This window comes from Hymenobacter busanensis, from assembly GCF_008727865.1.
In the GTDB taxonomy this organism is placed as follows: Bacteria; Bacteroidota; Bacteroidia; order Cytophagales; family Hymenobacteraceae; genus Solirubrum; species Solirubrum busanense.
The window spans coordinates 109,022-120,489 of the sequence record NZ_VTWU01000005.1 but is presented as its reverse complement, the minus strand read 5'-3'; the positions used below and the strand labels follow the sequence as shown (position 1 = coordinate 120,489).

The following is an 11,468-nucleotide window of genomic DNA, read 5'->3' as shown; positions in this document are numbered from 1 at the left end:
CGGTTCGCAAGAGCTGGGCGTTTTGCATTGGGGGCATTTCTAGGAAATGACGTGCCGGAACGTGAGGTTGAGGCGCGGGCCAACGGCTTGCGCCGTTTTGGGCACGGCATGCTGCCAGTTGCGCTGCGTAAGGCCGCGCATGATTAGCAGACTACCACCGGGCAATTCCAGCGTGAGCGGCGGGTGGGCTGGCCCTACGCCGGGCCGGGGCCGCAACCGAAACCGCCGCGCACTACCTATGCTGACCGAGGCAATGACGGGTTCAGGCCCCAGCTCAGGTTCGTCGTCGGCGTGCCAGCCCATGCTATCCTGCCCCGAGCGGTAGAGGTTCAGCAGCACGCTGTTGAAGCTGGTACCAGCTGCCTGCTCCACGCGCTGGCGCAGGGCTTGCAGCGCGGGCGTCCACGGGGCAGGGCTCAGCCGCAGGCCGGAGTATTGGTAGGCCGCACCTTCGTCGCCGTGCCAGGCGGTGAGGCGGGGCTGCAGCACCTCTTTCCCAAACAGGCGAATGGGCTCCTGCCGCCACGCAATGGCGGCGTTCAGGTCAGTCAAGTAGTGTGCGGCGTCAGCTGGGGCCAGAAAATCGGGGTTGAGCAGAACCTCCGCGGCGGGAAGCGGCAGCAGCGTGAGCGGCATGGCAAGTGGGACGAAAGACCGGGCTTAGCGCTTCATCAGCCGCTCTATTTCGGCGCGTACTTCTTTGGGTTGCTGCTCGATGAGGTAGGGCATGAGCTTCTGCATACCCCAGATAACGGCAAAGCATACCACCACCGGAATCAGCAGGCTGCGGGTGCGGTACGCAGGCGTGGTAATGTAGCGCGGCCAGAACCACAGCAGGTAAGCCAGCACAGCCGGAATATTGAACAGCAACGAGCCCAGATACGGGTTAAAACCTTGCTGTACAATGGCCCAGGTGAGCAGCTGCGACCCGATCAGCAAGTAGCCCACCACAAACACCACCAGCCCCAGCAGGGCCCGCAGGCGCCGTAGCCGGAACAGGTTGATTCCCAACAACACCCCGCCGCCAATCATGGTCGACATGGGCAGGATGGAGAACATGGCAATGGCGAGCGGCGAATACAGAGCCGGGGCGGTTTCCGGAGCTGCAGCTGAGGCTGTTTCTGGCGCCTCGGGCCGTGCAGCGTCCTCTTGCGCTGCTTGGGACTTGGCGGCCGCTTCCAGTTCGGGCCGGAGGCGGGCGTCGTCGGGGTGGGCCTGACCACGGCGGGCCAACTCGTTGAGGGCAGCCAACACGGCTACTTCGCGGTACTCGGCGCGGTGCGTCAGGTATCGGAGCAGTTCGGCGTCGGGTTTGCCGGCCATTTTGGCCGCGTAATCTTCCATGATTTTTCGTTCGGCTCCGCCACTTCCGCTATTGCCGGTCGGCAGGGCCATACTCGCTGTTATACGGGAAGTTGGCCCCATTCGGCTACGGCCTGCCCAATGCGCCACACATCTTCAAACGAATTGTAGAGCGGCACCGGCGAAAGGCGGATGACGTTGGGTTCGCGCCAGTCGGCCATAATGCCGCGCGCGGCAAAGTGCTCGAACAAGGCCCGGCCGCGGCGGCGCAGCAGCAGTGAGAGTTGGCAGCCGCGCTGGGCGGGGTCGGCGGGCGTGATGATTTCCAGCTCGTCGGCAGGCAGGTTCAGTTCGCGCAGCAGCCACTCGAGGTAGCCGGTGAGTTGCTCGCTTTTCTGGCGTAGCGCGGGCATGCCGCCGGCTTCGTCGAAAATGGCCAGCGACGCTTTGTGAATGGCCATCGGGAACACCTGGGCGTTGGAGAGCTGCCAGCCGGCCGCGCCGGGCATGGGCCGAAACTCTTTTTTCATCTGGAAGCGGTCCGACGGGTCGTGGCCCCACCAGCCGGCGAGGCGCGGCAGGTCGGGACGGTTGGCAAACCGCTCGTGCACAAACACGCCGGAGGTACCGCCGGGTCCCGAGTTCAGATACTTATAGGTGCACCAGCAGGCAAAATCCACGTCCCAGTCGTGCAGGTGCAGCAGCAGGTTACCGGCGGCGTGGGCCAGGTCGAAGCCCACGGTGGCGCCCACGGCGTGGCCGGCCCGCGTTACGGCTGCCATGTCGAAAGCCTGGCCGGTGTAGTAGTTCACGCCACCGAGCATGACCAGCGCCAGCGAGTCGCCCAACTCCTGGATTTTGGCTTCGATGTCTTCGGTGCGGAGGGTATGCTCGCCGGGACGCGGCACCAGCTCCACTACGGCCTCGTCGGGGTTCAGGCCGTGCAGCTTGGCCTGCGAGGCGGCCGCGTATTGATCGGACGGAAACGCGCCGCCTTCCATCAGCAGCTTGTAGCGCGTGGCGGTGGGGCGGTAAAACGAGATGAGCAGCAGGTGCAGATTCACGCTCAGGCTGTTCATCACCACCACTTCCACGGGCTTGGCGCCCACCAGCCGGGCCGTGGCCTCGGTAAGGGTATCGTGGTAGTGCATCCAGGCCGTGCCGCGGAAGTGGCCTTCCACCCCGTGCTCTTCCCAGGCCGCAAACTCGGCTTCGACGGCGGCGCGGGCCGATGTGGGCTGCAGGCCCAGCGAATTGCCACACACGTAGGTGCAGGGTTGGCCGTCGGGGCCTTTCGGAATCAGAAACTGGCTGCGAAAGGCGCGCAGCGGGTCTTGCGCGTCGAGTTGGCGGGCGAAATCGAGGGAATTCTGGTAGGGCATGGAAGGCATACGCAAAAGTCGGCCGCCGGCAGCGGCCCGGCACGAAGGTAGCGCGGCGGGGCTAGACGCGGGCTTTCACGAACTGCTCGACACCGATGCCCAGCCAGTCGAAGGCGTTCTGACCGAGCATGCGGGCCTTCAGGTCGTCGCTGTAGCTCATGGATCGGATGAGCTGGCCGGGCTCTAGCTCACCGAGCGGAAAAGGGTAGTCGGTGCCGAGCGTGATTTTGTCGGCCCCGAGGGTTTTCACCAGGTAATCAAGCATCAGCGGGTCGTGCACCAGCGAATCGACCCAGAACCGGCCCAGGTACTCGCGCGGGTTCACCGGGTTGTCGACGGCGCAGAGGTCGGGGCGCACCTGAAAGCCGTGCTCGATGCGGCCGATGGTGGAGGCAAACGTGCCGCCGCCGTGGGCCACGGCCACGCGCAGCCGCGGCAGGCGCTCCAGCACGCCCCCGAAAATGAGCGAGCAAAGCGCCAGGGTGCTTTCGGCGGGCATGCCCACCAGCCACGGCAGCCAGTATTTAGGCATTTTCTGCTGGGCCATCATGTCCCAAGGGTGCACAAACACGCAGGCGCCCAGCTCCTCGGCCGCCGCAAACACCTCGAACAGCTCGGGTGCGTCGAGGTTCCAGTCGTTCACGTGGGAACCGATCTGAATGCCAGCCAGCCCCAGCTCCTTCACGCAGCGTTCCAACTCGCGCACGGCCAGATCGGGGGCTTGCAGGGGCACGGTGCCCAGGCCGATGAAACGGTCGGGATAGTCGGCTACCACACCGGCAATGTGGTCGTTGAGCAGCTTGCTCAGGTCGAGGGCATCGAGCGGCTTGGCCCAGTAGCTGAACATAACGGGCACGGTGCTCAGCACCTGCACATCGACGCCGAAATGGCCGCACTCCCGCAGGCGCACGGCCGGGTCCCAGCAGTTGTCCTGTATTTCGCGGAAGAACTTGTCGTCCTGCATCATGCGGGCGCAGCAGGGCTTGTGGTGCTCCAGCCGGATAAAGCCGCCGTAACCGTACCGCTCGCGCAAGTCGGGCCACTGCTTGGGCAGGATGTGGGTGTGGATGTCGACGGTGGGCACGGCCAGCCGCAGGCCGCCCGGGGGCGGCGCGGCAACAGGGGAAAAGGACGAGGGAATGGAAGACATGGCAGGGTGGGGTCCGCTAAAATTACGGATTCGGCCACTCCAAATCGAAGAAATACTTCTTGTAGTTCTCCCAGTTCTCCTCGCAGCAGTTAATCAGGCCGAGGTAGTACTGGTGGGTTTGCTTGAGGTTGTGCAGCGCCAGTACCAGCAGCAGCAGGCCCAGTATCCAGCGCAACCCGCTCACGCCCACCACGCGCTGGAAGCAGCTGGCCAGCGCCAAACTTAGCAGCGGGTAGAGGCTGATGAGCGGCCGGGCGCTGAAGCTGCCGCCGTAGCCCCAGTCCCACCAACAGAAGGTGACGTACACTACCAACGGCACCACTACCAGCAGCGGCAGCAGCGCCGGGCGCACGTACCGACGCACAAAGAAGATACCCAGCAGCGCCAGCGCCATGATAGGCGTGTAGAACAGCCAGCCCTTGCGGATGCTGAACAGTCCGTCGAGCAGGTGCGAGTCTTTGAAGTTGAAGTTTTCGCCGGGGTACGTATCGAGCACCCAGTAGCCGCCCACAATGCGCCAGAACAGCAGCTGGATGCTGCCTACCAAGCCCATGCATAGGCCCACGAGCAATACCTGGCCCAAATGACGCGCCAGCCATTGGCCCCGTTCGCGCACGGCCGCCCAACTGGTGAGGCCCCACAGCGCGGGCACCAGCACCATCATCATTTCCGAAGGCCGGACCAAGGCCATCATTCCCAGCGTCATGCCCAGGGCTGCGCTGTTGCGCCACGAGCCGTTGGCGTACCAGCGGCGGGTGCAGATGAGCAGCAGCACGTTGAGCAGGAACAGGCAGCCGTGCGTCATCGGCGACTCGTAGGTGGCGTAGCAGAAGAAGTTGGTTGCCAGCCCAATGCCCAGCAGCGCAAGCCCGGCCGTGGTATCGGGGAAGTAGCGGCGCAACTCCCGCCCCAATAGCCACAACCCCAGCATGGCGTAGACAAAGCACCCCAACTGCAGCATTTTCTGGTAGTTGGCGCTTAGCCCCAGCGCATCCTGGTTTTTCGCCAACTCGTAGCCGTGCGCAATGGCAAACCACGGCGAATACAGGATGGCCATGCCAATGGGGTAGCGGAAAACGATGCGGCCGTTGGGCAGGTGCAGCTGGCCGTACGTTTTTTCGCGGTCGGGGCGGGTTTGGCCGTGCAGCTCGGCCAGGTACTGTGGGTCGCCGAGGTCGTGGGTGATGAACGCCGAGGGCAGGTAGTCGTAGTAGCCGGCCACGTCGTCGATGATAACGTCGCGCTTGGTCCAGTCGGCGGCGTAGAAAATGGCCACCACCCCAATCAGCGAAACGCACAGCCACACCGCCGTGGTGTGCGACCAGGTTCGGAACCAAGCCACCACGCCGGAGGAGCGAGTAGCGGGCGGTGAAATAGTAGAAGTGTGCTGCATAAGTCACAAAGAAACAATCCCGGCCCGCAACATACCAGCGCAAGTCCGGCAGCTCGGCGGCGGTGGCGGCCGCTAGTCGCGGGGCGCGGCGCTGGGGTTTGGCTGCCCCGGCGGCAGCCACATTTGGTCGCGGCGCACGGCAAAGAAATTGCGCATGTACAGCTCGCGGGTGTTGCTGTCCCAGTGCAGGATGCCGTGGCGGTACTGCCAGGTTTGCAGAAAGTTAAGGAGAATGAACACCACCATCAGCCCGCGCAAAACCGGGCGCCACGGTCGGTAGTGGGCGCCCACGTAGGCCACCAAGCTAGCCAGCGACAATGCCAGCAGCGGGTAGAGGCTGATGAGCGGCCGAGCACTGAAGCCGCCGCCGTACCACCATTGCCCCCAGCTGAACGTGATGTACCACGCCACCGGCAGCACCGCCAGCGTGGGCAGCCAGGCAGCGGGCACATAGCGGCGTAGCACCAGCCAGCCCAGCAGCGCCAGCGCCATCATGGGCGTGTAGAGCAGCCAGCCCTTGCGGAAGCTGAAGAGTCCGTCAAGTATATGCGGGTGCGCAAAGTCGAACCGCTCGCCTACGTAGGTGTCGAGCAGCCAGTGGCCGCTGGTAGCGCGCCAGAACACCAGCTGCAGGCTGAGCACGGCCGCCGCCAGCACCACGGCCACCAGCACCTGGCTGCGGTGCTGCCACCAGGCATGCAGGCGTAGCGGCACATCGGCTGCGCGCTGTATGCCCCACAGCAACGGAATGAGTGCGTACAGGGCTTCCGAGAAACGCGTCAGGCAAATCAGGCCCATAAACAAGCCCAGGCCCACGGCGTAGCGCCACCGAAACGTGTGGTACCAGAGCACCGTGCAGTAGAGCAGCGACGCGTGCCACAGAAACAGCGGCGCGTGCGACATATTGGCCTCGTAGGAGGCGTAGCAGAAAAAATTGGTACCGAGGCCCACGCCAGCCAGTGCCCAGGCCGTCACGCCGTCGGAGAAATAGCGCAGCAGCAGCTTGCGCACCACCCAGAGCCCCAGCAGCCCGTAGGCCAGGCCCGCCAGCACCATGGCGCGCTGGTAGGGGCGGGTGAAACCATCGGCAGCAAACCCGGCTACGGGCGCGTACCAGTGGGCTGCCACAAACCACGGCAGCGCGCCCACCGCCACGCCCATGGGGTATTTCGGTACCACGTTGCCATTGGGCAAGGGCGTGATGCCGATGCTGTGGTGGGTGCCGGGCCGGTAGTGCTGCTGCTTGGTTTCGATCCAGTCGGCGCGGCCTAGGTCGTGGTAGATGAAGGCGCTGGGCAGGTAGGCGTAGTAACCGCCGCCGTCGAAATCGAACAAAGCCAGATTGGACCAGCGGCGGGCCTGAAACGTGGCAAATACGAGAAGAAGGGCCGTCAGCCAGAAGACGTAAATCGAACGCATGCCCAAGCTTTACTGGCCGACCACCGGCGCGGGCGGCTGCATCACGGTGCCGCAGCTGGGGCAGGTGCGGCGCTCCTGGTTCTGCCAGAAGTTGCCCATGATGACGGGGAGCTGCTGCACGATGTCGGTGACTTCGGCAAACTCCTCGTGGAGCTTGGTGCCGCAGTTTTCGCAGTACCACTGAAAGCCGTCCAGCTCGCCGGGCTTGCGGTAGCGCTCCACCACCATGCCCACGGTGCCCGCCGGGCGCTGCGGCGAGTGCGGCACGCCGGCCGGCAGCAGGAAAATTTCGCCGGCCCGAATGGGCACGTCCACCGGCTTGCCGTCTTCAATGATTTTCAGCGTCATGTCGCCCTCTATTTGGAAGAAGAACTCCTCGCTGTCGTCCACGTGGTAGTCTTTGCGGGCGTTGGGGCCACCCACCACCATCACAATGAAGTCGTCGTTGCCTTTGAACACCTGCTGGTTGCCGACGGGCGGCTTAAGCAGGTGCCGGTGTTCGTCAATCCACTGCTGGAAATTGAAAGGGCGGGAAACGGGCATGGGTGCGGGTGGAGATTAAGTGAGTAGGGCAATGGTGATTAGACCGGAATACAACTACGCCAAACGCCCACTCAGACTGCCGTTGAAGGGGCTTGAAACCGGTTTGCCTAATCCTTTTTTCTGCGTCGAACTTACGCAAAAGCCTGCATACGGCAGAGAGGCCGCGGCTGGCTGGGTAGCGTTTTTGCGTACTTTCGGGCCATGCTAACCGAGCTTCTTTCCTCCCGCCGCGCCGTGGTGTGCGGCAGCACCCAAGGCATTGGCCGCGCCGTGGCCGAACTCCTCGCCGCCCGCCACGCCACCGTTACCTTGGTGGCCCGCGACGAAGCCAAGCTGCGCGAGGTGCTGGCCGCGCTGCCCACGCCGGCCGGCCAAACCCACGACTTCGTAGTGGCCGATTTCAGCCGTCCCGCCGAAGTAGCGGAGCGCATGGGTGCGTGGGTGCAGCAGCACGGCCCCGCCCATATTCTGGTGAACAACACCGGCGGGCCGGCCGGCGGACCGCTGCTGGCCGCTTCGGTAGATGCGTTGCGGGCAGCTTTCGAGCAGCACGTCATCTGCAACCATCTGCTGGCGCAGGCCCTCGTGCCGGGCATGCAGGCCGCAGGCTACGGGCGCATCATCAACGTCATCAGCACCTCGGTGAAGCAGCCGCTGCCTAATTTGGGCGTGTCGAACACCACGCGCGGGGCAGTGGCCAACTGGGCCAAAACCTTGGCAACGGAACTGGCCCCGCACGGCATTACGGTGAATAACGTGCTGCCGGGCGCCACGCTCACCCAGCGCCACCACAGCCTGCTAGAAGCGCGCAGCGCCAGCACCGGCCAGCCGGTGGAAGCTCTGGAGGAAAATATGCGCCGGATGATTCCGGCCGGACGCTTTGCCGAAGCCGAGGAAGTGGCCGCCGCCGTGGCTTTCCTGGCCTCGCCGATGGCGGGCTACATCAACGGCATCAATGTGCCCGTTGACGGCGGCCGCACCGGGAGCCTGTAGTCTTTTCTGGGGCGGGCCGCCTAGTTTTTGGCCCAGCCCGCTTTGGGCGTTACGGCTTCCAACTGCATGTCGTCGAGGTAGCAGCCGGCGCCGCCTTCGTTGATGGGGTACACCTTGATGATGTCGCCGGGCTGAATGTCGTTGGGCACCGGGAAGTCAAAGTTCAGGTAGTTCCAGCGACGTTCGGTGGTGAGGTTGTTGTGCAGGCGCAAGCCATGCCAGAACAGGTTCTGGCCGTTGCGCTCCACCGACATTACCAGCTTATTGCCCCACGCGCCCCAGTCGGCAAACACCCACACCGAGGCCCGCAGCCACTGGCCAGGCTGCACATTGGCTTGGCTGACGGGCACGGCAATGGTGGGCCCGATGTTCTGCGAGGCATCGATGTAGTATGACTGGCCGCTGTCGTGGCCTCGGCCCCCCTTCACGCCCACTTTTTCTTGGGTAGGCTGGTTTTCAAAGTCCAACCGGGCAATTTGCCGGAAGTCGTATTCTTTATCGGTACCCGGCAGCCGCTTCGGAATGTCAATCAGCGCGAAGTCGCGCTGCTGCGGCATGGTTTTGTCGAAGATGGCCCAGTAATACTGCTTGTTCATCTCCTCCGTCTGAATGATGCCGCGCATGTACTGCCAGTGCTGAAACAGGTTGAAACACACCAGCCATACGAAAGCCGGCCAGGCGAAATACATCCAGGTGCTTTGCCGCTGCGTGAGCCGCAACACCCAGGCCAGCATGGCCGCCAGTGGCAACGCCAGTGCCGCGTACGACTGCACCAAGGCCCGTTGGCCAATGCTGCCGCCGTACCACCAAATGTCCCAGGCCGACACCACCCACAGGTTGAGCAGGAAGTACAGCAGCACCGTAATGGCCACCGCCCGGTTTTGGCGCCAAAGCAGGAAAAAACCGGCCAGGGCACCCGCCATCAGCGGCGTGTACACCAGCCAGCCCTTCTTGTAGCTCAGCAGCACCTGGTAGAGGTGCGGGTGCCCGAAGTTGAATTTCTGGTCGCCGTAGCTGTACACCAGCCAATGGCCGGTAGCCCATTTCCAGTACAGCGGCTGCGGCAAGCCCCCCAAAATGGCAAATACCGCCAGCAGCACCACGTGCGGCCAATGGCGCAGCAGCAACTCCCCTTTCCGGCGCGCCGCCGCTACCGAGTCGATGCCCCAGGCCAGTGGAATAACCACCGCCACGGCTTCGGAAGGCCGGATGAGCACCAGCAGGCCCAGCGTGAGGCCGATGGCCGCCGCCAGCCACTTCTTGGGCGTTTCGTGCCACCGAATGGTGAGCCAGAGCAGAATGGCGTAGAGCGCGAAGAGGTAGTTGTGCGCCATGGCTCCGTCGAACACCACGTACTGGAAATAGTTGGTGCCCAGCACAATGGTTACGAGCGTGAGCGTCGTCACGGCATCGGAGAAGTAGCGCAGCAGCACGCGGCGCAACACCAGCAGCCCCAGCAAGGCGTAGGCCAGGCCGCCAAAGGCAATGGCTATTTGGTAGGGCGCCGAAAAGCCGTCCTGTGGGTAGCCAAATAGCGCCGCGGCCCAATGACCCAGCCAAAAAAACGGAAACTGCAGCACCGCAAGGCCGCAGGTGTATTTCATTACCAAGTCTCCCTCCGGGCCGCCGGGCACCTGATAGGCTTGGTAGAACGAGCCCGTAGGAGCATACTCGCGCATGATGTCGCCGATGAAGGCCATGTGCGAGAGGTCGTGGTAAATGAACTGGGCCGGCAGGTAGAGGTAGTACCCCATGGCGTCCCAGGTCAGAATGGCCTGCACGTTGCGCGTGTCCCAGTACGGCGCCCACAGCCGGGCCTGGATCATGAGCACCATGAGCACCAGCACGGCCAGCAGGGAGTACGGAGAAGCAATGCGACGCATGAGCGAAGAAAATAAACGATGAAAACCGCCGCGTCAGCCGGCGCAGGATGCTTAAACGGGTGCCGCTACCGCCACTGGCCGAACGGCCCGGCGAACAAACGGCAACACCAGCAGCACAAACGGCGACATGAATACTACCAGCGACGTGAGGTAGGTGTAGGGAATCTGCAGGAAAGCGTAGAACACCACCAGATACCACTTGAGCGTGATGAGCGCCAGCACGCGGTGGTCGACGCGGCGGCGCAGGCGCCAGCACAACGCGCCGCACAGCGCCACCACCACGCCCGACAGCCCCAGGTGCACCTTCTGCATCAGGTTGATTTTCTCGAGGATGGTGCCCGACGTGTTTTTCAGGAACCAGCCGGCGAAGCCCACGCCGTTGAACAGGTGGTTTTCGCGCTGCCATTCCCCCACGGTGGCAATCTTGTACTCGCGCAGGGCGTGGCCGAATATCGTCCAGTCTTTCGACAGGAACGGCCACACGTAGATGCCCACAATGCCGACCAACGTCAGCAGGGCCACGGTAACGGCGTGCCGCTTGCCAGCCGCAAACCACAGAATGAGCATGTACAGCGGCACCCACAGCACCACCGAGTAGCGCGAAAGCAGGCAGCACACCAGCGCCACGGCCTGCAGCACCGGCGAACGGCTCAGCACCGCCGCCGCCAGCAGGCAGTAGTAGGCAATGATGGTGGTTTCGATGGTTTCGCCGTAGAGGTGCGGGTCGTGGTCGATAATCCACCAGAACAGAAACGCCGGCAACGCCGCTTTCAGCAGCAGCTCGCCCCAGTTGGCAACCCACCGAATCAGCGTCCACTGATACGCCCCAAAACCCACCACAATCAGCGTCATCAGGCCCCACCAGCGGTAGTCTACGCCTGCTCTGTCGGCCAGCACGTAGGGCAGCCACTGCATGGGCAAGTGATTGGGAAACAGCGGGTAGCTAAAGTAGATGTACTTGTACACCACCTCCCCGGTACGGAAGCGACTGACGTACGTCTGCAGAATAGGAATGACGTCCGACGACTTCAGGTCAATGGCAATGCTGTCGATGATGGGGCCTTGCTTGAGAGCCAACACCACGCCGCCCAGCACCACGGCCAGCAGCAGCACGTCGTAGCGCCGGGCGCTAGGCGTGGTGGGCAATGCGGTGTCGTCTTCGAGCCAGTAGAGCAGCACAAACAGCCCCAGCAAAATGGAAGTCAGGCAGAACACCGCCGGCGAAACCTCCGGGCCGTAGTAGTTGCGCAAGTCGGTAAACAGGCGCACTTCGGCCCAGAACGCTAGGCACGCGCCGGCCTGCCACAGGCGCGGCCGCCACGTGCGCCAAGCCGAGGGCGCCGTGCTCAAATCAGGAGAAGCCGCGAGCGTAGACGAAGACAAGACAGGCCGGGTTAAGTAAA

At 63.6% G+C, this 11,468-nt stretch carries 10 protein-coding genes; 1 reads left to right on the top strand and 9 read right to left on the bottom strand.

What is annotated here, in order from left to right; all coding sequences use genetic code 11:
- Nucleotides 1-39: 39 nt before the first annotated feature.
- The 7 genes from F0P96_RS14015 to F0P96_RS13985 form a co-directional block, all read right to left on the bottom strand.
- Complete coding sequence (locus F0P96_RS14015) at nt 40-636, bottom strand: alpha-ketoglutarate-dependent dioxygenase AlkB family protein (protein ID WP_151079535.1); 597 nt, start codon at nt 634-636, stop codon at nt 40-42.
- 24 nt (nt 637-660) lie between these two features.
- On the bottom strand, nt 661-1,395 hold the full coding sequence (locus F0P96_RS14010; protein ID WP_151079534.1) for a hypothetical protein: 735 nt from the start codon (nt 1,393-1,395) through the stop codon (nt 661-663).
- Between the two features lie 8 nt (nt 1,396-1,403).
- Nucleotides 1,404-2,684, bottom strand: a complete 1,281-nt coding sequence (gene kynU / locus F0P96_RS14005) for a kynureninase (protein WP_151079869.1) — start codon at nt 2,682-2,684, stop codon at nt 1,404-1,406.
- A gap of 61 nt (nt 2,685-2,745) precedes the next feature.
- Nucleotides 2,746-3,834 (bottom strand): amidohydrolase family protein, encoded by a 1,089-nt coding sequence (locus F0P96_RS14000; protein ID WP_151079533.1) that lies wholly within the window; start codon nt 3,832-3,834, stop codon nt 2,746-2,748.
- 22 nt (nt 3,835-3,856) lie between these two features.
- Nucleotides 3,857-5,227 (bottom strand): hypothetical protein, encoded by a 1,371-nt coding sequence (locus F0P96_RS13995; RefSeq protein WP_151079532.1) that lies wholly within the window; start codon nt 5,225-5,227, stop codon nt 3,857-3,859.
- Between the two features lie 72 nt (nt 5,228-5,299).
- Nucleotides 5,300-6,646: a hypothetical protein gene (locus F0P96_RS13990; protein WP_151079531.1), complete on the bottom strand. Its 1,347-nt coding sequence runs from the start codon at nt 6,644-6,646 to the stop codon at nt 5,300-5,302.
- A 9-nt stretch (nt 6,647-6,655) separates the two neighbouring features.
- Nucleotides 6,656-7,189, bottom strand: a complete 534-nt coding sequence (locus tag F0P96_RS13985; RefSeq protein WP_151079530.1) for a 3-hydroxyanthranilate 3,4-dioxygenase — start codon at nt 7,187-7,189, stop codon at nt 6,656-6,658.
- A gap of 201 nt (nt 7,190-7,390) precedes the next feature.
- Between F0P96_RS13985 and F0P96_RS13980 the strand changes: the two genes are divergently transcribed.
- Nucleotides 7,391-8,182 (top strand): SDR family oxidoreductase, encoded by a 792-nt coding sequence (locus F0P96_RS13980; protein ID WP_151079529.1) that lies wholly within the window; start codon nt 7,391-7,393, stop codon nt 8,180-8,182.
- A gap of 20 nt (nt 8,183-8,202) precedes the next feature.
- Here F0P96_RS13980 and F0P96_RS13975 read toward each other — a convergent pair whose 3' ends face one another.
- On the bottom strand, nt 8,203-10,065 hold the full coding sequence (locus F0P96_RS13975; protein WP_151079528.1) for a hypothetical protein: 1,863 nt from the start codon (nt 10,063-10,065) through the stop codon (nt 8,203-8,205).
- A 51-nt stretch (nt 10,066-10,116) separates the two neighbouring features.
- A complete protein-coding gene (locus tag F0P96_RS13970; protein ID WP_151079527.1) occupies nt 10,117-11,448 on the bottom strand; it encodes a hypothetical protein in 1,332 nt (443 codons plus the stop codon).
- Nucleotides 11,449-11,468 lie beyond the last annotated feature (20 nt).

Bases quoted from the DNA above. Each gene is read 5' to 3' on its own strand.
- F0P96_RS14015 (WP_151079535.1), bottom strand. From the start codon at position 636: ATGCCGCTCACGCTGCTGCCGCTTCCCGCCGCGGAGGTTCTGCTCAAC.
- F0P96_RS14010 (WP_151079534.1), bottom strand. From the start codon at position 1,395: ATGGCCCTGCCGACCGGCAATAGCGGAAGTGGCGGAGCCGAACGAAAA.
- kynU (WP_151079869.1), bottom strand. From the start codon at position 2,684: ATGCCCTACCAGAATTCCCTCGATTTCGCCCGCCAACTCGACGCGCAA.
- F0P96_RS14000 (WP_151079533.1), bottom strand. From the start codon at position 3,834: ATGTCTTCCATTCCCTCGTCCTTTTCCCCTGTTGCCGCGCCGCCCCCG.
- F0P96_RS13995 (WP_151079532.1), bottom strand. From the start codon at position 5,227: ATGCAGCACACTTCTACTATTTCACCGCCCGCTACTCGCTCCTCCGGC.
- F0P96_RS13990 (WP_151079531.1), bottom strand. From the start codon at position 6,646: ATGCGTTCGATTTACGTCTTCTGGCTGACGGCCCTTCTTCTCGTATTT.
- F0P96_RS13985 (WP_151079530.1), bottom strand. From the start codon at position 7,189: ATGCCCGTTTCCCGCCCTTTCAATTTCCAGCAGTGGATTGACGAACAC.
- F0P96_RS13980 (WP_151079529.1), top strand. From the start codon at position 7,391: ATGCTAACCGAGCTTCTTTCCTCCCGCCGCGCCGTGGTGTGCGGCAGC.
- F0P96_RS13975 (WP_151079528.1), bottom strand. From the start codon at position 10,065: ATGCGTCGCATTGCTTCTCCGTACTCCCTGCTGGCCGTGCTGGTGCTC.